The organism is Saccharopolyspora oryzae, assembly GCF_027853915.1.
GTDB lineage: Bacteria > Actinomycetota > Actinomycetes > Mycobacteriales > Pseudonocardiaceae > Saccharopolyspora > Saccharopolyspora oryzae.
Genome location: NZ_JAQGLA010000110.1, coordinates 1 through 19,853 on the forward strand (window position 1 = coordinate 1; position 19,853 = coordinate 19,853).

Genomic DNA, 19,853 nt, shown 5'->3' on the forward strand with positions numbered 1-19,853 from the left:
GCGAGTTGGTCTTCGACCGGTTCGAGACCTACGACCCGACGGTGCCCCTCACGTGGATCGGCGGGTCCCGGTCTCCGGGTGGAAGAGGTGGATCTCGCTGTGGTCGCGCAGGGACACCTTGACCTGCTGCCCCAGCGCCGGCGGGGTCCGGCCGTCGGCGCGGACCACGAAGCGCTCCTGGGAGCCGCCGATGTCGATGGCGCCGTGGATCAGCGCGTCCGCGCCCAGCTCCTCGACGAGCTCGACGGTCATGGCCAGCCCGTCGTCCTCGCTGGAGACCAGCGACAACGCCTCCGGCCGGACGCCGAAGGTCACCTTCTCCAGGCCGTCCGCGGCGGCGTCGCGGGCGCGGCCTTCATGGTCCTCGACGAGCTGTTCGCGCCCGACCGGCTGTCCCGCTGGCTCGAACTCGGCAGCCCGGCCGGGCACCCGCAGCTGGCCGAGGCGGTCGCCTGAAGCAGCGCGCGTCCGGCGGGCCGCGGTGGGGACCCGCCGGCGGTCGGCGTTCCGGTCTCGGCGAGCAGGGGTGCGATCCGCTGGCGGGCGCAGGATCCGGGCACGCCGAACCGCTCCCGATCGCGGCGAACGAAAACCGGCCGTCGTCACTTCAGCCCCGCGACGATCTTCCGGCCAGTCTGGTATCCCGGGCCGCCGTTCGTTACCGACCTGCCTGATCGCACCGGCGCGCGCTGCCGCGGTCCCGTTCAGGACATGAGCCGCACGCCCAGGGGTGTGATCGCGCCGTCAGCGGTGGTGAGGTCCCCGTTGCCGGAACCCTCCGCCAGCGAGAAGCGGACGAGCCGTCCCCACGGCCTGCGGCCGTCCTGCTCGTACCCTCGTGACCGGCCGCACGGGAATCCGAAACCGAACCACAGGTGCCCGGCCGGGTCGATGATCTCGCTGGAGATCGTGCCGTCGGTCGTGCCGTGGTTGCACAACGACCGGCCGTGCTTTCCGGCCGGTCCGCCATCTTCCTGGTGGTCTCGCAGAACCTGCCGCAGCGCTTCCGGCGTGGCGCTGTCCAATGCGCCGAGCAGTTCTCTGCCGCGGCCGTGCCGGTGCGTCGAGGCGGTGGCGTCGTCCCAGGCAGGCACCGGGTTTTCGGTGAGGTACTGCCACATATTGGCACGCGCTTCGGCGCCGGTCGTGGGACCGCACACCGCCACGCGTCCGCCCCCCACCTCGACGGCTGCCATGCCTCCCGCGCGGTCGACGAGGAGGTAGTTGCCCGGCAGCGTGCTGTCCTCGCGCAGGTAGGTCACCGCCTCGTCCACGGTGGACGCATTCGTGAGCATCCGGGCGGACCACTCCTGCGCGGGGTAGTCCGCCATGTCCTGCTCCGGCACGAACGCGTAGGTGAAGCCGAGCCCGGCGCTGTTGACCCCGCGAGTGAGCATTCCCGCCCACGGCACGAGGACGTCGGCGGGCGGCACGACGACCCGGACTGCCAAGTACGAGTGGCGTTCGCCGCTCGCGGCCAGCAGATGATTCGTCGTGGCGTACGGATTGTCGCTGTTGCTGGCCAGCAGCCAGTGCCGGGGGCCGTTCATTCCTGCCAGGAAACACATGACTACTCCGATGCGGACTCAGGATTGCGGGATGCCGTCTGCGGCGGCCGGGTTTTGCCGTGCAGACGCGCGTTGGCCGCCTCGAGGTCGGGCGTGCGCGGCGGCAGCGGCGCTATCTGCACCAGGACCGGCTCCGGCATCGAGCGGCAGGCGTCGCCGCACTCCTTGGTGTGCATGCAGTCCTGGGAGCAGATCCACTGCTTGTGGTAGGGGCACGGGAACAGGTCATCGGTGCTGACCACCTCGCCGTCGAGGGGGCACGCGACGACGAGATCTTCTCGCGGCCAGGCGATCCGGGGGCGGATTGCGTAACCGCGGCCGCGGGCGCGCGTGCCCAGCCACCAGGTCAGGCCGCCGGCGATCAGGAAGCTGACCCAGTTGGACAGGTAGAGCATGACCTGGCCGCCCAGATGTCCGAGCAGGCCGCCCACCGCCAGGAAGGAGCCGACGACGGTCGCGGCGAACAGGGGGACGACCCCGGACCAGTTCCAGTGGCGCAGCATGGCGCGGCGGTACTCGATGAACCGGCCGTTGTCCGGCCCGTGCCCGCCCCGTCCCCGGACCAGCAGCAGGTCGGCGATGCTGACGCCGATCCAGGCGGCCAGCAGCACTCCCTCGACGGCGAGGACGGTGCCCAGGTGGCCGAGGACGTTGAGGTACATCGCCAGGGTGCCGAGCACCACCATGACGATCGCCCAGACCGACCGGCCCGGCGTGAAACGCAGGCGGGAGAAGAAGTTCGCCAGCGACAGCGAGCCGCTATAGGCGTTGAGCAGGTTGATCCGCAGCTGGGTAATCACGATGAGCACGAAGCCGGCGGCGCCCATGATGGTGACCATGTACTGGCCCGGGTTGGCATCTCCGCCCGAGGACGCCCACAGGAACAAGCCGATCGCGCCGGCGATGACGTAGGCGCCGAAGGCGTACGGGAGCAGCGCGACCCACAGCGCGCCGCGCCGGCCGCCGCGGGCGAGGCTCTGGTCGTTCGCGAGCAGCCGTCCCATGTCGGCGTGCCCGAACGCCACGTTGCCGACCAGTCCGTTGTACGACGCGACCGCGCCGAGGAGGCCGATTCCGCCCACGCTGCCCATGTGCGCGGCGAGAAACTCGCGAGTGACCGACAGATCCGACCGGGACAGCACGATGATCAGCAGCGCCGCCAGCCCGACGACGTAGCCGTAGAGCGTCCATTTCTGGAACTTGGCGACGAACTGCAACCCGTACAGCACCAGCGGCAGGAACACCAAGCCCACCAGCAGGTACGAGATCTTCAGCGGGATGCCCGTTTGTGCGGACAAGGCGCTGGAGAGGATCTGGCCCTCGGTCGCGAAGTAAGTCAGCCAGCTCACCCAGTAGAGCAGAGTGGTCCAGGCGGCGCCGTCGAAGCCGAGGGCGAGGCCGCGCGACATGAGTGCGGAGCCCAGTCCCGTGCGCGAAGCGGTCTTGACATACAGCACATTGAGCAGGGTCTGCACCAGGACCGCGTAGACAATGGCGATGAGCACGTTCGCGATGCCGAACGACGCCGACAGCCCGGCGGGCAGCGACAGGAAGATGGCCGCAGTGGCGCCGCCCATCAGGGAAAGCACGATCTCGGACGTGCGATAGCGCCAGGTGGGCGGCACCTTGCCCAAGGCGTAGTCGTCGCGTGCGACGCTGCCGGACCCGATGCGCGCGGGCAGGTCACCGGTATCGCTCACTGTCTCTCCTCAAAAATTCGTCGAAACGACGCAGTACCGCGCGAAATCGTCTCGGCTGCGCCCGTACAGCGGGGTGGTCGAGCGCCCGCACGGGGGCGGTGCCGATCAGTCGTGCTCTGCTGCGGCATGGACGGTGAACCGCTCGCCTCTGGCCTGCAGGCGGGTGCCGTAGCGCTGGGAAAGTTCCGTCATTTCCTCGCCGATCGCGCCGATTTCCGGGCCGCTGGCGAGTTCGGGCGTGCCCCGGTGCGCCGCGGGCCGGTCCCGGCCGAGCGAGATCGGCCACAACTCGACGCCGGCGAGAGCGCCGTCGTCGAACGTCAGGGTCGCCACGACGGAGCGGGCGTACTCGGGGTGCTCCGCAAAACCGGTGGAGGTCGCCGCAGTCCGCGCGCCGGGAGCGACCCCGAACACGTCGTAGGTGTGCGGAGTCAGCCGGTCCTGCAGGTGGATCTGGTCCACGAAGTTGCCCAAGCTGTAGAAGATCGGGCGCCCGCCGTAGAACTCGATGCCCCGCAAGCGGTGCGGCCCGTGCCCGGCGACCACGTCGGCCCCGCTGTCGATGACGGCGTGCGCGAATTCGCGCTGGAAGGCCGCGGGCTCGGTCAGCGCCCCGCCCTGCTCGTGCCCGTGCGCGCTGACCACCACGACGTCGGCCCGCTCGGCGGCTTCGGCCACCCACCGCTGGATCCGCTCCAGATCCCGGGAATCGCACCACGTCTGCACCGCCGGTTCGTCCGCTTCCCGGAAGGCCTGCCCGAACAGCCGCTCGTCCTGCTTGTCCGGCAACGGGGGCAGGAATCCCATGTCCACCGCGTACTTCAGCTGCTCGTCGAAGCCGAGGTCGCGGTGTGCCGCCCGCAGCGCGGCGAGCTGCTCTGGCCGTACGCGAAGCCGGGTGTGGAAGCGCAGCGGGTTGAGCCCCGGCCGCGGTGGCATCAGCTCGGCCGGGCCGCTGGCGTCGTCGCCAGTGCCGAAGGTGGACGTGCAGGCGATCACCGCGACGCTGCCGGCCGGCCGGTCGACGTACGCGGGCATCGTCGCCTCCTCCAGCGACTTCCCGGCCCCCGCGTGCGCGAGCCGACGGGCCGCCAGCTCCCGGATGGTGCCCGTCATGCCGGGAACGCCCAGGTTCAGCGCGTGGTTGTTGGCGAACGACACGACGTCGATCCCGACGTCGGCGAGTTCGTCGAGCACGCGCGCGTCCGCGGTGAGGGTGGGCGTGAGCGGATGGGAGGTGTGCGGTCCGTCGTGGTCGGCGGCGACCGTCTCCAGGTTGGTGAACGTGACATCCGCTTCCCGCAGTAGGGTCCGCAGCGCCTCCGCGCCGGGGGTGGCCCGCACCATCGCTCCGCGGGTGATCATGGCGTCGCCGGACAGTGCGACCACGAGCTTCATGTCAGCCGACCACCAGGTCGTCGAGCGTGGCGCCGGCGGCGAGTTTCCGCGGCGTCGGATAGGCGGTTTTGCTGTGGCGCCATCCGAACAGTGCCCGCGCGTGGGCGATCGCGAGTGCGGCCTTGACCGGGTTCAGCACCGGCACCCCCAGCTTCGCCCGGAGGTCGGCGTCCAGTTCCAGGAAGGCCATGCTCATGCAGCCCAGCACAAGCACGTCGGCACCGTCGCGTTCGATGAGCCTGCGGCCGGCGTCGGCCGCCCGCAGCGCGGATGCCTCCCGGTCCGTGCCGAGTTCGAGGACCGGGACGTCCACGACGGCGATGCCCGCGAGCGAGCCGGCGAGCCCGGCGTCGGCGACCAGGCGGCGGAGAGGATGCACGACCCCGTCGGCGACCGTGACGATCCCGAACCGGTGGCCGAGCATCGCGGCCAGGTGCGCGGAGGCCGCCCCCGGGCCGACCACGACCGCGCGCTCGGTGAGCTCGCAGAGCGCGTCCAGGCCGGGATCGCCGTAGCAGCCGAGGATGATCGCGTCCGCGCCTTCGGCTTCCAGCCGCGTGACCAGCCGCGCTGTCTGCTCGACCGACACGTGCTCCTCGTAGGCCGACTCGATCGAGGCCGGCCCGGACAGCACGTTCTGCACGGTGACCTCGACGCCTTCGGGCGCCCAGCGCTGGAGGAGTTCCTGCCGCCGCCGGAGTTCCGCACTGCCGAGTGCCGTTTTGGACATCGGTCCGGGGACTGCGTAAACGATGCGCATGGTTCACCTCTCGTTCGGGACGGGGGACACTCGCGGACGGGGCGGCGGGAAGAACGTGGCGAGCGCTTTCTCCCCGGGGCCGCGGGTGCGCAGCGACACGACGAAGAACACCGCCAGGCTCACCGACACCCCGGGGAGCACCGGGTCGAGCCCGGCCGGCTTCCCCGCGGCGTACCAGGCCAGCGCGACGACGAATCCGGCGCACATCGACGCGATCGCACCGGCCGCGGTGGCGCGCCGCCAGTTCAGTCCGATCACGACGGTCGCGAAGAAGAACGAGGCGACCAGCGATGCCTGGAGGGCCACCACGAACTGGACCAGCGCCAGCTGGCGCAGGGCAAGGAAGACCGGGATGACGCCCAGCACCAGCACCGCGGCCCTGGTGAGCCACAGCTGAGCCCGGTCCGACAGTCGCCACACCTCGCTGAGCAGGTCATTGGTCAACGCGGATGCAGACACGATCATGATTCCGGAGACGCTGGAGGCGATCGCGCCGAGCACCGCGATGATCAGCAGCGCGCCGATGATCGGGGGCAGCACGTCGGCCGAAAGCACCGTCGAGGCGATGTCCGGGGTCGGCAGCGACGGGAAGATCGCCCGGGTGGCCATGCCCAGGACGCAGACCGACAGGAACACGATGGCCTGGAACAGGAACGACCACCCCACCGCCCGGCGCACGGTCTGGATGTTCTTCATGGTGTAGAGCCGGGCGAGCTCATACGGCGTGGTCGCCTGCGCGAACAGGAACGCCAGCCCCAGTCCGAGCAGCGCGTTGGACGAGTAGAACCAGCCGGTCATGCTCGGCTGTATCTGGTGCACGATTCCGCCGATGGCCCCCGGCCCGAGGTTCAGGAGCACGGCGGGCACAGCGGCGACGAAACAGCCCGCCATCAGCAGCGCGTGCAGGTAGTCGGTGTACGCGGTCGCCCGCATGCCGCCGATCAGGACGAACAGCAAGGTCACGCCGATGGTGATCAGCACCCCGTACAGGAAGGGCATGCCCAGGATCGCGTGGAAGATCTGGCCGCCGGCCTGGTACTGCGCGGTGAGGTAGACGGTGTAGGCGACGATGATCAGCACCGCGGAGATCACGCTCGCCGCGCGGGAGTTGTAGCGCGCGCGGATGAATTCCGGCACCGTCTTGCCGCCGAAGCGGGCGAACTTCGGGGCCACGAACAGCACCTGCACGATCCAGCCGCCCCACAGGCCGAGCACCACCATGCCGAAGCTGGCTCCGGTCAGGTAGTGGATGCCCAGCGTGCCGACGAACGTGCCCGCGCTCATCTGGGTCGCGGCGAGCGAAGCACCGCCGACCACGGAGCCGATCGACCCGCTCGCGGTCAGGTAGTCGCGGACGGTCCGGGTCTTCGCCCCGGACCACACGCTGATCACCACCAGCAGAACGAAATAGCCGATGGTGACGCCCCAGAAGATGGACTGCGCCGACATGGTCATTTCCCTTCGCGATCGCGGCGGGTGTAGGCCCAGACGAAGTACAGGACGACCCACGACACGGAGAACAGCGCGTAGACGAAGAACGGCGTCCCGAGGGAGAACATCCTGCTCACCTCTTTCCCGCGCGGGATTCGCGCAGCATCACGACCGCGGAGAGCGCGACCCCGAGCAGGATGATCACGACCCCGACCCAGCTGACGAATCCCCAGCCGGAGGACGAGCGTTCGCCGAGCCGGTAGGCCAGGAACGAGGGCAGGCCGACCAGATCGCGTTGTTGCACGCCGCTGGACCCGATCACCACCGGAAACGGCTCGCCCTGCACGTGATAGCCGTCGGGCACGTGGTAGCGCAGCCGCACGGCCCGGCTGCCGTCGGTCGGGACGTCCGGCACCAGGATCGGCACCTGTTCGCCGCCGCGCTGCTCGACGGTGTAGGCGATGACGTAGGACAGCGGCCCGGCGTGCGGGGCGGGGAAGCTGATCGTGTCCGCGCCGATGCCCGTCACCGTGGTGGTGGGCACGACCGCCGAGCCGGCACTGACCCGCAGGCCGGTGAGCTGCACCTCGGGGAACGCGGCGACCAGGTGTCGGATCGGAGTGCCCGCGGCGATGCCGTCGACGGTGATCGACTCGGTCACCGTGACGGTGCGCGCCTGCGGTGCGGGCGTCACGTCGAGCTGCGCTTGGCGGAGCACCGGCTTGGCGGTGCCCTGCGCGGTCGCGGTCGGCGGGGCTGCGACCACGGCGAGGCAGGCGATGCCGAACAGCAGGCGGTATCGCATGGGGACTCCTTGGGGGACGTGGTGCTCAGGCTTGGCCGGGGGAGGCGGTGGGGAATCCGCCGCGGGCGAGTTCGTAGCGTTCGGCCACGGCGTAGACCGCGTCTTCGCGGCCCTTCGGCCCGATCAGCTGCCAGCCGAGCGGCCGTAAGTGGGTTTCATGCCCACCAGCCCGCAGAACGACGCGGGGGCGCGGACCGAGCCGCCGGTGTCCGTGCCCACCGAGGCGTACCCGATTCCCGCCGCCACCGCGCTGGCGGATCCGCTGCTGGACCCGCCGGCGGTGCGGCCGGTGTCCCACGGGTTGTTGCATTGCCCGTGGTCGGGATGCACGAACCCGTAGGCGAATTCGAGCATGTTCGTCTTCCCGAAGACGACCGCTCCCGCGTCCCGGAGTCTGCTGTGGACAGCCGAGTCCGCAGTGGCTTTCGGTTCGCGCAGAATGCGCGAACCGGCGATCGTGGGAACCTCGGCGATGTCGAAGATGTCCTTGACCGACAGCGGGATTCCGGTCAGGGGACCGCCCTCGCCGGCGGCGAGGGCCGCGGCTGCCTCGCGCGCCTGGCGCCGGGCCTGGTCCGCGAGCACGGTGGTGAACGCATTGAGCTCGGGCTCGAGGGCCTCCTGGCGGGCCAGCACGGCCTCCAGGAGATCCTCGGGGGAGAGCTCGCCGTCCCGCAGCAGCCGCGAAATTGTCGCGATCGACGCGAACAGCAGTTCGCTTCCGGGGTTCATGTCACCAGATCTGTTCGAGCACGCGGACCACGTTGCCGCCGACGACCAGCTGGATCTCCTCGTCGGAGTAGCCATGCTTCACCAGCCAGCCGACGATGTTGTGGAAGCATTCGGTCGGGTTCTCGAGCCCTGCGACGTACGGCACTTCCTCGTAGTCCGGGCCGACGTGCGCGTCGTGCACCCCGAGGTTGGCCGCGAAGAGCTTGTGCAGTCCCACGTGGTCGCCGTAGAGGGTGTCCGGCCCGAACGCGACGTGCTCGATGCCCATCAGCTCGACGCAGTAGGTGAAGTGGTCCATCACCGACTCGAGGCTGTGGCGCGGGTGCTGCTTCGACAGCGACGTGTGGGGAGCGGCTTCGAGGCCGAGCACGCCGCCGGTTTCGGCGCACGCTTTGAGCACGTCGTCCGGCATCATCCGCGGAGTCGGCCAGACCGCCCGCGCCCCGGCGTGGGTGATGAGGACGGGCTTCTCGGACGCCTCGAAGACGTCCAGACAGGTCTGGTCCCCGGAATGCGACACGTCGATCGCCATGCCGAGCTTGTTCATCCGCGCCACGGCGCGTCGGCCGAACGCGGTGAGGCCGCCGTCCCGCTTCTCCTTGAGGCCGCTGCCCAGGGTGTTCGACTCCGAGTACGCGATGCCCATCTGCCGCACGCCGAAGCCGTAGAGCAGGTCGATCCGGTCGACCTCGTTCTCGATCGGGGTGGATGCCTCCAGGCACAGCACGAGCCCGACCTGGCCGTTCTCGTGGGCGGCGCGGATGTCGTCGAGGCCGTGCACGACCCGCACGAAGTCCTGATGCGCCAGATCGCACAACCGCATGCCGATGTCGTAGAGGATGTCGTCCCACTTCCAGCCGCATTTGCTGGTGACGCAGGCGGTGCCGTCCATCAGGTTGTCGAAAACGGCGGTCATGCCGGAGCGGGCCAGGCCCGCGTAGCCGGTGTGTTCGCGGCCGGTGCGGATGTACTCGCGGATCTTCCCGACGTCGCGCGGGAAGACCTGCGGGTGGTCATGCAGGCTCACCACGATGTTGTCCTCGACGAGCCGGCGGGTCCTGGCCAGCTGCTCGGCGTCGAGGCCCAGGTCGTATTCCGGGACCCGGTCCAGCTCGTCGCTCAGCTCGAACGTCTCGTAGTCGACCCCGGGGGTCAGGTAGGAGTACGACTGGTAGCCGGTGTACTGGGTGGCCTTGCTCATCCTTCTCCTGTTCCTGGTGCGTTGTTCGCGTGCGCCCGGACGGGCCGCGGCCGGTAGGCGCGCTTGACCGAGCCGAGTTCGATGGTGGTCTCCAGGCTCCGCACGCCGTCGAGATTGGCGATGGTGCCGGTGAGGAAGTCCGACAGCGCCGCGTTGTCGCGGAGGACGGCTTCGCAGACGAGATCGGACGCGCCGGTGGTCGCCGAGACGTAGCGCACGGAGGTCTCACGGCAGAGCCGGCGGGCGATCGCGTCGACCTTCCGCAGGTCGACGCGCATCCGGAGGAACGCTTCGATCTCGTACCCCAGCAGCGCCGGATCGATCAACGGGCTGAACGTGAGGTAGCCGCAGTCGACGAGGTGCCGCAGCCGCCGGGTGGCCAGGGACTCGGTGATGCCGAGGCGCTGCGCGAGGGCGGCGTAGGAAAGCCTGCCGTCCTTCGACAGCGCGGCGATGAGGTTGAGGTCCACTGCGGACAGTTCCGGACACGGGCCCTGGTGAGCTGCGCGCGGACGGGAGCGCGGCGTGACCGCGTCATGGCCGAGGAGTTCGCGGGCCCAGTCGAATCCGACTTTGAAGGTGCGTAGTACCGATTCGACGCTGGCTTCGAGCGCGCCCTCCAGTTCCCGGAAGTCCTCGTGGATCACGCGCATCAGGTGGTCCCGGTCGGTGCTGATCAGTTCGGCGAGCACGTCGAAGCTGCCGGCGAGCAGGACGACCAGCCGGGTGTCGGGACGCTCCGCCAGACGGTCGGCGACCGCGCGGGCATGCCCGGGCACGCACCGCAGATGGACCAGCACCGGGGTGCCGAACCCGCATCGCAACGGGTCGGGGACGGCGACCACCCGGGCGCATCCGGAATCGAACAACCGTTGTGCCCGGCGCGCGACCTTGCTTTCGGACAGGCCCAGTGCGCGGGCCAGGTTCGCCCAGGTTTCCCGGCCGTCGACCGCGAGCCGGGCGAGAATTCGCCGATCGGTTTCGTCGAGCATGCGACACATCCACGATGCGAGTTGATGAAGGATTCCGCTGTCTGCGCACATGAGAGTGCGGCATCCCAGCAGATTGTGTCAACGAAATGCCGGAATCCCGCAGCAACTTCGCGCAGGGGTGCACCGCCAACCTGTCCGGCGCGCGTTGTGGCAGGTCAGCGCCGTGATCGCGACGCCGACCGGCGATGCGGGTTTCCCGCATTCCGTTTCCGCCGGTATCGGGTGCGCAACGGTGCCGTTTCCGAATCATTGCCGACTGCGTTTCGCGACGAAAAGCGTTGATCTGTTCGGCGGGAATTCGGTGGCGGAGAAACCGCGCCCGCCGCCATTCGGAGCGGACCGGAGTCGCAACAGGATCCCCGTACCCCCGGACCCGCTGCTGGACCCGAGGAGCTCGCTGCACCCCAACACCTACGCCTACGGCTGGCGCGGTTCGCGTTTTACGGTCGGATGTCGACCAAGGAGTTCCAGGATCAGGAAACCTCGCTGGCCTGGCAGCTCGAGGTGGCCGAGGAGACGATCGCCGGCCGTGCGGTAATCGTGGCCGAGTACTTCGACGAGGGCTGTTCACGCCGCTGATCGTGGCCGAAACGACGACGGGCGGCCGCATTGTTGGATGAGACGCGGCGCCCGGACCGCGGTTTCGGCTCGGTGGTGGTCGGGGAGTACGAGCGAGCCTTCTACGGGGATCAGATCCGAACGGTGATGGCCTTCCTAGCCGGGCAGGGAATGCAACTGTGGTTACCGGAGGCCGGTGGCCCAGTGGATCTCGACGATCCGACGCATCAGGCGTCGTCACTGACGGCGGGTTTTGCAGCCCCTCGCGCATCGGGTCGGGTTTGTTGTCGAGGTCGTGGATCCGAACGCCGAGGGTGATCGCCCATCGGCCTTTCGGGAGCGATGGCGTATGACCGGTAACCCCCTTCTCCCTTCACGGTCCAGGAAGGAGCCAGGCAGGGTAGGTAGGCGTGGTCGAGCCTGCGCGGCAGCCCTTGTGCGTCGCCGACGACAGTATGTTGCTCATGCGGGGGGAGTGGTGGCCAAGATGACCACCACTCCCCGTTTCAGCATGATCTAGCCGTGGCGTGCCTGCAGTGTCACCGGGGTGATCGGGCCGTCACCGCTGAGGACTGACACGACGTTGCGCGCGGCAAGCAGAGCCATGGCTGTGCGGGTTTCGACGGTGGCCGAGCCGAGATGTGGGGCAACGACGGCGTTGTCCAGGTCGAGTAGGCGTGGTTCGACTTCCGGCTCCTTCTCGAACACGTCGAGTGCGGCACCCGCGATGGTGCGGTTCTGAAGGGCCTCCGCCAACGCTGACTCGTCCACGACTGGGCCCCGTGACGTGTTGACGAGGAACGCCGTGGGCTTCATCAAAGCTAGTGCGTTGGCGTCGATCAGGTGCCAAGTGGCCGGGGTGAGTGGGCAGTGCAACGAGATCACATCGGCGGTCGTGAGCATTTCGTGGAGCGGCATGTACTGAACGTCGACTTCGTTCGCACAGGTGGCGGGGCTGCGGCCGGTGTAGGCGACGTGCATGCCGAATGCCCGTGCCCGCTGCGCGACCGCCCGGCCGATCTGGCCGAGCCCGACGATGCCCAGGGTCTTGCCTTGCAAGCCTGGCCCGAGCATGAAGCCGAGGTGGAACGACCACGGTGTACCAGCTCGCAACAGTCGTTCGCCTTCACCGAGGCGGCGAGTGGCCATCAGGATCAACCCCATGGTGAGGTCGGCGGTGGCATCGGTCAGCACGCCGGGCGTGTTGGTAAGCGCGACGCCACGCGCTGCGAGTGCGTGGGAATCGACGACGTTGTCGTGACCGACGGCCACGTTCGCAACCACGCGTAACGACTTACCTGCTGCTGTCAGGACTGCCGTGTCGATGCGATCGTGCAGCATGGTCACCAATGCGTGGGCACCGACGGCTGCGTCATGCAATTCCTGCGCGGACAAAGGACGATTTACATCCGACACCCAGACATCGCCTATTTCTCGCAGCATTGCGATGGCGGGTTCGGGCATCGTCCTCGTCACCACGATCCTGGGGCCTTGCACCTTGTCAGCAATCATGCATTGTCCCAGCTGTCTGTTGCATCGGTGAGATGTGTGCGCACACCTGGTGTCCTGTCGTGTAGTGGGTGCATCCGGTCGTCGAACGGCATTAGTTGCTCGCTGTGCTCGGCTTGCCTCGGTTGTTCGACCGGGCGGAAGCCTGCGGTTCGAGCTGGTCGGTGAGTGGTTCCGGAGGCGGCTCGTGCCGCGCGAGCAAGGCCAGGATTCCCGCTGCTGCGAGGGAAAGGCACAGCAGCGCCACACCACTCTGCGCGCTGCCGGTGGCGTCGCTGATCACGCCGAGCATGTACGGCCCGATGAACCCGCTGAGATTGCCCACGGAGTTGATCAGGGCGATCCCGCTGGCGGCCGCTAGTCCGGTGAGGTGCGCTGTCGGCAGGTTCCAGAAGACTGGCACTGCCGCCATCAGTCCGACGAGAGCGACTGCCGTCCCTGCGAGAGCCAGGTACGGTTGCGCGAAGTATGTACTGCTGGCGAAGCCTGCGACGCTTACGAAGCATGGAATGGCCAGGTGCCAGCGGCGTTCACCGGTTCGATCGGAATGCCAGGAGACCGGCACGATCGCGAGCAAGGCGATGAGCCAGGGCGCGGCGGAGAGCAAGCTGACCTGGAAGTGGCTCGCTTCGCTGAACCGCTGGGCGAGGATTTGTGGCAGCCAGAAGCCGATTCCCCACTGCCCGAGGATGATGGCGAAGTACAGCAGCGACAGGAACCACACTGATGGGTTCGAGAACGAGGCTCGAAGTGTGTGGTTCCCGCTGTTCTTCTTGTGCTCGTGTTCGCTTCGCATGCGTTCGTTGAGCCAGTCGCGTTCCCCGGCGCTGAGCCACGCCGCGTCTGCCGGACGATCGGGAAGGAAGTTCCAGATGACGAACCCGTACGCGATCGCCACCCCGCCAGTCACGATGAAGATCCATTGCCAACCGTGCAGCCCGACGAGCCCGTCGAGGTTGAGCAGCGCCCCGGTACCGACTGAACCGAATGCGAAGCTGATGGGGACTGCGACCTGGAACCAGGAGAACGCCTTCCCGCGTTCTCTGGCGGGGAACCAGTAGCTCAGGTACAAGATGATGCCCGGAACGAAGCCTGCCTCTGCCGCACCCAGTAGGGCGCGCAGAATGTAGAAGCTGACTGGGCCGGTGACGAACATCATGGCCACGGTGATGATGCCCCAAGTCCACATGATGCGCGCGATCCACCTTCGGGCGCCTACGCGGTGCAGGACGAGATTGCTCGGGACTTCGAAGAAGAAGTATGCGATGAAGAAGATGCCGGCACCGAGGCCGAAGGCGGTCGCGCTGAGCCCAGTGTCCGCGCGCATCTCCAGTGCGCCGATGCTGATGTTGATTCGGTCCAGGTAGGCGACGACGAATGCGGCCATCAAGATGGGCATCAGTCTCCACGTCGCCTTCCGGACAACGCGTCGTTGCGTTGCCTCGCTCATCGGTTCTCTCCTCTTCACTTTCCACTTCGGAGTTGGGCGGGCCTGGTCATGGAATAGCCGGGCTCATGTAAACGACCTTGAGTTGGGTGAAGAAGGCCGTTGTGGTGTGGCCGATGGAGTAGTCACCCACACCGGATTCGCCCACGCCGCCGAACGGCACGTGCGGTTGGCTGATCGTTCCGTGGTTGACGTGCACCATGCCGGCCTGGACTGCGTTGGTGAAGCGCATCGCGACGTCGAGGTGCTCGCTGAACACGACGCTGGCCAGTCCGTAGTCGCTGTCGTTGGCCACCGCGATCGCCTCGTCCACATCGGAAACCCTGAGGACGGCAAGCACCGGCCCGAATATTTCTTCCCGAGCAACGACCATTTCCGGCGTCACGTGATCGAGCACAGTCGGTACGAAGTACGGTCCCTCGGGGACGGGGCGGTCCGGGGTGGTGCGGACAGCCCCTTCTTCGAGGCCCTTGCGCACATACCTGTCGACTCGTTCGTGCTGTGCGTGGTTGACCAGTGGGCCGATCTGTGTCGACGGGTCCAGCCCCGGGCCGACTGTCAGCGCCGCGTACTTGTCGGTGAGCAACCGCACCAACTCGTCGGCGAGTTCGTCCTGGACGATCACCCGGCTGATGGCGGTGCACCGCTGCCCGGAGGTTTGCGCCGCGGCACTGGTGATCTGGTTGACGACCTTGCCAAGGTCCTTCGCGCTGTGGATGTAGGCCGCGTTCTTACCACCCAGCTCCAGCTGGACGACTCCGAGCTTGCGGGCCACGCTTTCGGATATCTGCCTTCCGACGGCAGTGGATCCGGTGAAAGACACGCCCGCGACGTCCGGATGCGAGGCGAGGTGTGCGCCGGCGAGGGAACCACGCCCGCACACCACGTTCAGCACTCCCGCGGGCAGTCCGGCGTCCCGTGCCATTGCTGCCAGAGCCAACGCCGTTAGCGGGGTTTCCAGTGCGGGCTTGAGCACGACGGTGCATCCAGACGCCAGTGCCGGACCGAGCTTGCGGATCGGTGCTACGGCGGGGAAGTTCCAAGGCGTGATCGCCGCGACGACGCCCAGAGGTTCCCGGACGGTGTAGACGAGCTGGCCCTCCGCCCGGCTTGGGATCGTCGTCCCGTGCAGGCGAGCGGCTTCGCCAGCAGCGTAATCGAGTTCCAGTCGGGCCCTGGCCAGCTCACCTTTCGACTCGGCTAGCGGCTTGCCCATCTCCCGCGTCATGAGCTCGGCGAGTTCATCGACGTGCTGTCCGATCAGTTCGTTCCAGCGCCGCAGGATGTCCCCGCGCACAGGTGCGGGTGTGGCCGCCCAGTCCGAAGCTGCGTCCTTGGCCGCGGCAACGGCTGCGTCGATGTCGGCGGGGGTGGAGTTGGCAGTGGCCGGCAGGTCGTCATGCGGGTCGGCGGGGTTGGCCGAAGCCACCTGGTCGCCTTGGGACGGTGTCCATCGGTTTTCGACGAAGTTCGCCGACTCGGTGCGTTCCAGTACCTCGTGCACGCTCATCAGCTCTCCTTGCTCTCAAACCAGGTGATGTTCAGGGATGCGTCGATCCACGAGCGGTCCCAGTTGCCGTCGTTGATGGCGGCCACCGTCGCCGCTTCTGCGCGCAAGAGCGCTTCGGCCGCCGTCGCGACGGTGTCGAGGTGCGCGGCAGGGACGGCGACCACGCCGTCGGCGTCACCTACCACCACGTCGCCGGAGCGCACGGTCATACCCGCGATCGATACCGCCCTTCCGATCTCACCTGGACCGTTCTTGTAGGGACCGAGGTGCGAAATGGCGCGGGCGAAGACCGGTAGGCCGAGTTCACCGAGCTCGGCGACGTCCCGTGCGGCACCATCCAGGACGATCCCGGCTATCTCCCGCGAGGTTGCGTAACGGCACAGCAGGTCGCCGACGATCGCGCGAGTGGTGTCGCCGCCGGCATCGATCACCAGCACGTCGCCGGGGCGCGCCAGGTCGGCGGCCTTGTGCACGACGAGGTTGTCACCCGGACGAGTCTTGACCGTCAGGGCAGGACCGACGACTCGACATTGGTCGATCAAGGGCAGCACACCGGGGGCGCCGACCAGTCGTCGCATCGAGTCGGACACCGCCGATGTCGGAAGCGAGGCGAACCGTGCCAGCGCTGCTTTGCCGGGTCCGGCAGGACGTGGGTGGATCAGACACTCACTCATCGCCAACTCGCAGAACCGCCTTGAGCACGCTTCCCGCTTTGGCGTCCTCGATCGCGGAGTTGGCTTCGGTGAGTGAATACTCGGTCACGAGCCTGCCGAGGTCGAAGTGTTCCAGCAACTTCGGCAAGGAGGCGATATAGCCGATGTAGTGGCGGGCACCGAATCCCCAGGAACCTGAGATGTTGAGGTTCTTGCGCGTGATCAGGTGTGGGTTGATCGGTGTTGTCCCGTGATCGGTGTACTGGCCGACCACACTGATGGCGGCATCCGGGCGGGCGTAGTCGATTGCTTCGGCCACGGCGCTGGGCACTCCGGTGGCTTCGATCACCACGTCCGCGCCCGCGTTCCTGCTCGTCTCCTGGCGCACGAGCTGGACCCGCTCGGCGGCGTCGGTGATCTCGAAAATGTCCAGGTGGTGATGGCCGACGCCGAGCTGCTTGGCGAGGTCCAGGCGAGCCGTTGGTCCGCCGACGATGATGACTTTCGCCGCTCCGGCGAGGTGGGCGTACATCGCGGATGCGAGGCCGACTGGACCGCTGCCCTGAACCACCACGGTGTCGCCGAAACGCACCTGCACCTCGTTGAGCGCGCCGTGCACAGCTGTGGGCCCGGCGCAACCGAGCGAGATGACCTGCTGCGGGGTGGCGACTTCCGGGATCCTCACCAGCACCGTGCCGGGTTGAAGGTAGATGTAGTCGCTCCAACCGCCGGAGAGGTGCGGCCACGAGTCGGCGGACTGGTTGATGCCGTAGACCTTGCGATTGCCCGTGCAGAGCGTGGGCTGCTGCTCGACCAGGCAGAATCGGCAGCGTCCGCACGCGATGTTGTTGAGCCAGGACACCCAGTCTCCCGGGCGCAGCGGGTTGCCGAGCACGTCGTGGGTCAGGCCCGGCCCCAGTGCGGAGATCTGACCGACCGCCTCGTGCCCGAGCACCACCGGCGTGGGGACGGGAAGCTTGCCCGCCTGCAGGTGGACATCGGTGCCGCAGACTCCCGCGTACCGAACCCGCACGACCGCGGACATTTCCCTGGGCTTCGGGACGTCGTACTCGCGGATTTCCAGGGGCTGGTCGAACTTCTGGAGTACGACGGCCCTGCTACGTGTTGTCATCGAAGCTCTCTTCCCGGAGGCGCGGTCCCGGCTGCCGACGTCGCGTGCAGGGGCGCGTCGCAGGGCCGCACTGTCCGTCTCTCGACTCGGATGGTTCATCTATATGAACCTCGTTCGAGAAAGCTAGTTGACGTGCTTCCGGGAATTCAAGGTCTGGATTTTTCCTTCTCGAAGGCTATATTCCAGCGATCAGCGGCAAGAAGGTATGGACCTCTCTGTTGAGGTGCCGTGGGCGATCGTGCTTGCGGATGAGGATTTCTGGCATTAGCTTCGAACTCGGTTCATGGACATGAACAACCTTGGGAGGTCGAGCAGGTGTCGTCAGTTGAGTTGCCCCTGAAGGGCGTTACCGTGGTTGACGTCAGCCATCTCGCCGCCGGTCCCTGGTGCACGATGGTGCTCGCCGACCTCGGCGCGGACGTCATCAAGATCGAGCGACCAGACGTCGGCGACATGTCACGTCAGGCGGGTGGGGTGTACGCGGGCGAGGAGAGCGCGGTCTTCCTGTCCTTCAACCGGAACAAGCGCAGTGTCGCGCTCGATCTCAAGGACCCGCGTGGCCTGGAGATCCTCCATCGCCTTGTCGAGCGGGCGGACGTGTTCGTGGAGAACCTGCGGGCGGGCAAGACCAAGCAGCTGGGCATCGACTACGCGACGCTGTCGGCGCTGCGCCCCGACCTGGTTTACGCGTCGATCTCGGCGTTCGGCGACGACGGACCGTACGTCGACCTGCCCGGCAACGACCCGATCATCCAGGCGCTGTCGGGCGCGATGGATCTCACCGGCGAACATGACGGCCCACCCGCGCGGCAGGGTGTAAGTGTTCCCGACTTCGGCGCCGGGATGATGGCGGCGTTCTCGATCGTCGCAGCCCTCTTCGGCAGGCAGACCACCGGCAGCGGGCGCAAGCTCGACCTAAACCTGCTCGACGTCGAGATCTTCGCGTTGGGGCCGCGGGCGCAAGAGCACCTGATCACCGGCGAGGACCAGCCCCGGCTTGGCAGCGCGCACCCGCAGTTCGCGCCCTATCAGGCCTTCCGCTGCCGCGACGACCGCTACCTCTACATCGCCGCGATCAACGAGAAGTTCTGGCACTTGCTGTGCAAGGCGTTGGAGACACCGGAACTAGCGCAGGATCAGCGTTATGCGACGAACCCTGACCGCTGCCGCAACCGGAAGGCGCTCGTCGCGACGCTGGAGGAAGTCCTAGCCGATCGCGATCGCGACGACTGGCTGGAGCTGCTGGGGGAGCACGGAGTCCCGTGCGGTGCCGTCAACTCGCTGACCGAAGCCATGCGCGATCCGCAGGTCCTGCACAACGAGCTCCTGCAACAGGTGGCGCACCCCGGTCTCGGGGAGTTCACGACGGTGGCCCTGCCGTTGCACATCAACGGTCTGCGCGCGCCGATCCGCTCCGCACCACCGCGACTGGGCGAGCACACCGACGAAGTGCTCGCTGAGTTCGGGATCGAGGTGTCCAGGTCATGAGGCCGCCGGTGTGCCTCGACGTGCTCGGGGAGGTGGCCACCGTGAAGATCGACCGGCCCCCGCTCAACCTGCTATCGGCAGAGGTCAAGCTCGCGCTCACCGAGACCTTCGAATCGTGCGCCGCTCGCCACGACATCCGGGTGATCGTGCTCTGCGCAACAGGTGAGCGGGCCTTCTCCGCCGGCGCTGACATCAGGGAGTTCCCCGAACGGATCCGCCTCGGCAACGCAGCTGAGGTCGCGCGTTCCGGACACCGGATGGCTGCCTCGATCCGGGAGTGCCCACAACCGGTGATTGCCGCGATCGACGGCGTCGCTTTCGGTGCGGGACTCGAGATCGCGCTGTGCGCCGACCTGCGCATCGCCTCGGCCCGATCGATGTTCGCCTTCCCTGAAATCCGGCGCGGTGTGTTCCCCGGCAACGCCGGATCGCAGCTCCTGCCGCGCCTAGTCAGCCTGGGCAGAGCGAAGGAGCTGATGCTCACCGGCGATCCGGTGGATGCCGCCACGGCAGAACGGATCGGTCTGGTCAACCGGATCGTCGCGGACGGAGAGCTGTTGTCCGAAGCGCGCCGCCTGGCCGGGGATCTGGCGCGGCGGCCGGCGGCCACGGCGCGGTTCATCAAGCAGCTGGTGGACGAGGGCGCCGAGCTGCCGTTGCCCGCGGCCCTGGAGCTGGAAACCGAGCTGTTCGCGGAAGTATTCCGCGGGCAGGACGTCCGCGAGGGTGCGGCCGCATTCCTGGAGAAACGCCAGCCGGACTTCACCACCGCCCGGCCGGAGGAGAGGTGACCGGTGACGCAAAACCACGCACATACGCAGGGATTCGACTCCATCCGCACCGGTGCCGACCAGGTAGTCCGGATGATCGAGAACGCCCCGCCGGACGCGATACCGGCCTTCAGCTACCTCACAGGCGGCTACCGGCAGGGCGAGTCCTACGACCCCGATCACTGGGCTACCTTCCAAT

At 67.8% G+C, this 19,853-nt stretch carries 18 protein-coding genes; 3 read left to right on the forward strand and 15 right to left on the reverse strand.

Annotation, left to right across the window (positions count from 1 at the left end):
* Positions 1 to 48: 48 nt before the first annotated feature.
* From OU415_RS34695 to OU415_RS34740, 10 genes are all read right to left on the reverse strand, one after another.
* Entirely contained in the window at positions 49 to 315 is a 267-nt protein-coding gene (locus OU415_RS34695; RefSeq protein ID WP_270953838.1) for a TOBE domain-containing protein, read from the reverse strand.
* Positions 316 to 704: 389 nt separating this feature from the next.
* Positions 705 to 1,550, reverse strand: a complete 846-nt coding sequence (locus OU415_RS34700; protein WP_270953839.1) for a carcinine hydrolase/isopenicillin-N N-acyltransferase family protein — start codon at positions 1,548 to 1,550, stop codon at positions 705 to 707.
* Positions 1,551 to 1,570: 20 nt separating this feature from the next.
* Positions 1,571 to 3,268 carry a purine-cytosine permease family protein gene (locus OU415_RS34705; protein WP_270953840.1) on the reverse strand — a complete coding sequence of 566 codons (1,698 nt, stop codon included), beginning with the start codon at positions 3,266 to 3,268 and terminating at the stop codon, positions 1,571 to 1,573.
* 105 nt (positions 3,269 to 3,373) lie between these two features.
* Positions 3,374 to 4,666, reverse strand: a complete 1,293-nt coding sequence (locus OU415_RS34710; RefSeq protein WP_270953841.1) for a CapA family protein — start codon at positions 4,664 to 4,666, stop codon at positions 3,374 to 3,376.
* A gap of 1 nt (position 4,667) precedes the next feature.
* A complete protein-coding gene (locus tag OU415_RS34715; protein WP_270953842.1) occupies positions 4,668 to 5,426 on the reverse strand; it encodes an aspartate/glutamate racemase family protein in 759 nt (252 codons plus the stop codon).
* Between the two features lie 3 nt (positions 5,427 to 5,429).
* On the reverse strand, positions 5,430 to 6,875 hold the full coding sequence (locus tag OU415_RS34720) for a sodium:solute symporter family protein (RefSeq protein ID WP_270953843.1): 1,446 nt from the start codon (positions 6,873 to 6,875) through the stop codon (positions 5,430 to 5,432).
* 115 nt (positions 6,876 to 6,990) lie between these two features.
* A complete protein-coding gene (locus OU415_RS34725; protein WP_270953844.1) occupies positions 6,991 to 7,662 on the reverse strand; it encodes a hypothetical protein in 672 nt (223 codons plus the stop codon).
* Between the two features lie 123 nt (positions 7,663 to 7,785).
* Complete coding sequence (locus OU415_RS34730; RefSeq protein WP_270953845.1) at positions 7,786 to 8,394, reverse strand: amidase; 609 nt, start codon at positions 8,392 to 8,394, stop codon at positions 7,786 to 7,788.
* A 1-nt stretch (position 8,395) separates the two neighbouring features.
* Entirely contained in the window at positions 8,396 to 9,595 is a 1,200-nt protein-coding gene (locus OU415_RS34735) for a dipeptidase (RefSeq protein ID WP_270953846.1), read from the reverse strand.
* Positions 9,592 to 10,587 carry an Lrp/AsnC family transcriptional regulator gene (locus OU415_RS34740; protein ID WP_270953847.1) on the reverse strand — a complete coding sequence of 332 codons (996 nt, stop codon included), beginning with the start codon at positions 10,585 to 10,587 and terminating at the stop codon, positions 9,592 to 9,594. The genes OU415_RS34735 and OU415_RS34740 overlap by 4 nt, the downstream gene beginning before the upstream one ends.
* Before the next feature lie 450 nt (positions 10,588 to 11,037).
* On the opposite strand from OU415_RS34740, the gene OU415_RS34745 reads away from it, so the two are divergent.
* A complete protein-coding gene (locus OU415_RS34745; protein WP_270953848.1) occupies positions 11,038 to 11,166 on the forward strand; it encodes a hypothetical protein in 129 nt (42 codons plus the stop codon).
* A 495-nt stretch (positions 11,167 to 11,661) separates the two neighbouring features.
* Here OU415_RS34745 and OU415_RS34750 read toward each other — a convergent pair whose 3' ends face one another.
* From OU415_RS34750 to OU415_RS34770, 5 genes are all read right to left on the reverse strand, one after another.
* Positions 11,662 to 12,657: a 2-hydroxyacid dehydrogenase gene (locus OU415_RS34750; RefSeq protein ID WP_270953849.1), complete on the reverse strand. Its 996-nt coding sequence runs from the start codon at positions 12,655 to 12,657 to the stop codon at positions 11,662 to 11,664.
* A gap of 91 nt (positions 12,658 to 12,748) precedes the next feature.
* The gene (locus OU415_RS34755) at positions 12,749 to 14,104 is read right to left on the reverse strand and encodes an MFS transporter (RefSeq protein ID WP_270953850.1); all 1,356 of its coding nucleotides are present in this window, start codon (positions 14,102 to 14,104) and stop codon (positions 12,749 to 12,751) included.
* A 46-nt stretch (positions 14,105 to 14,150) separates the two neighbouring features.
* Positions 14,151 to 15,611, reverse strand: coding sequence for an aldehyde dehydrogenase family protein (locus OU415_RS34760; protein WP_270953851.1), 1,461 nt, complete (start codon positions 15,609 to 15,611; stop codon positions 14,151 to 14,153).
* Positions 15,611 to 16,285: an RraA family protein gene (locus OU415_RS34765; RefSeq protein ID WP_270953855.1), complete on the reverse strand. Its 675-nt coding sequence runs from the start codon at positions 16,283 to 16,285 to the stop codon at positions 15,611 to 15,613. Before OU415_RS34765 ends, OU415_RS34760 begins: the two co-directional genes overlap by 1 nt.
* Positions 16,278 to 17,396, reverse strand: a complete 1,119-nt coding sequence (locus OU415_RS34770) for a zinc-binding dehydrogenase (protein WP_270953852.1) — start codon at positions 17,394 to 17,396, stop codon at positions 16,278 to 16,280. The genes OU415_RS34765 and OU415_RS34770 overlap by 8 nt, the downstream gene beginning before the upstream one ends.
* Before the next feature lie 315 nt (positions 17,397 to 17,711).
* Here OU415_RS34770 and OU415_RS34775 point away from each other — a divergent pair, with 315 nt between their 5' ends.
* Both OU415_RS34775 and OU415_RS34780 read left to right on the forward strand, forming a co-directional pair.
* Complete coding sequence (locus OU415_RS34775) at positions 17,712 to 18,884, forward strand: CaiB/BaiF CoA transferase family protein (protein WP_270953853.1); 1,173 nt, start codon at positions 17,712 to 17,714, stop codon at positions 18,882 to 18,884.
* Positions 18,881 to 19,675, forward strand: a complete 795-nt coding sequence (locus OU415_RS34780; RefSeq protein WP_270953854.1) for an enoyl-CoA hydratase/isomerase family protein — start codon at positions 18,881 to 18,883, stop codon at positions 19,673 to 19,675. Before OU415_RS34775 ends, OU415_RS34780 begins: the two co-directional genes overlap by 4 nt.
* The last annotated feature ends 178 nt before the right edge of the window (positions 19,676 to 19,853 follow it).

Excerpts from the sequence above, each read along its gene's own strand:
- OU415_RS34720 (WP_270953843.1), bottom strand. The coding sequence starts at position 6,875 with ATGTCGGCGCAGTCCATCTTCTGGGGCGTCACCATCGGCTATTTCGTT.
- OU415_RS34715 (WP_270953842.1), bottom strand. The coding sequence starts at position 5,426 with ATGCGCATCGTTTACGCAGTCCCCGGACCGATGTCCAAAACGGCACTC.
- OU415_RS34730 (WP_270953845.1), bottom strand. The coding sequence starts at position 8,394 with ATGAACCCCGGAAGCGAACTGCTGTTCGCGTCGATCGCGACAATTTCG.
- OU415_RS34765 (WP_270953855.1), bottom strand. The coding sequence starts at position 16,285 with ATGAGTGAGTGTCTGATCCACCCACGTCCTGCCGGACCCGGCAAAGCA.
- OU415_RS34755 (WP_270953850.1), bottom strand. The coding sequence starts at position 14,104 with ATGAGCGAGGCAACGCAACGACGCGTTGTCCGGAAGGCGACGTGGAGA.
- OU415_RS34780 (WP_270953854.1), top strand. The coding sequence starts at position 18,881 with ATGAGGCCGCCGGTGTGCCTCGACGTGCTCGGGGAGGTGGCCACCGTG.
- OU415_RS34710 (WP_270953841.1), bottom strand. The coding sequence starts at position 4,666 with ATGAAGCTCGTGGTCGCACTGTCCGGCGACGCCATGATCACCCGCGGA.
- OU415_RS34725 (WP_270953844.1), bottom strand. The coding sequence starts at position 7,662 with ATGCGATACCGCCTGCTGTTCGGCATCGCCTGCCTCGCCGTGGTCGCA.
- OU415_RS34740 (WP_270953847.1), bottom strand. The coding sequence starts at position 10,587 with ATGCTCGACGAAACCGATCGGCGAATTCTCGCCCGGCTCGCGGTCGAC.
- OU415_RS34770 (WP_270953852.1), bottom strand. The coding sequence starts at position 17,396 with ATGACAACACGTAGCAGGGCCGTCGTACTCCAGAAGTTCGACCAGCCC.
- OU415_RS34745 (WP_270953848.1), top strand. The coding sequence starts at position 11,038 with ATGTCGACCAAGGAGTTCCAGGATCAGGAAACCTCGCTGGCCTGGCAG.
- OU415_RS34700 (WP_270953839.1), bottom strand. The coding sequence starts at position 1,550 with ATGAACGGCCCCCGGCACTGGCTGCTGGCCAGCAACAGCGACAATCCG.
- OU415_RS34735 (WP_270953846.1), bottom strand. The coding sequence starts at position 9,595 with ATGAGCAAGGCCACCCAGTACACCGGCTACCAGTCGTACTCCTACCTG.
- OU415_RS34750 (WP_270953849.1), bottom strand. The coding sequence starts at position 12,657 with ATGATTGCTGACAAGGTGCAAGGCCCCAGGATCGTGGTGACGAGGACG.
- OU415_RS34760 (WP_270953851.1), bottom strand. The coding sequence starts at position 15,611 with ATGAGCGTGCACGAGGTACTGGAACGCACCGAGTCGGCGAACTTCGTC.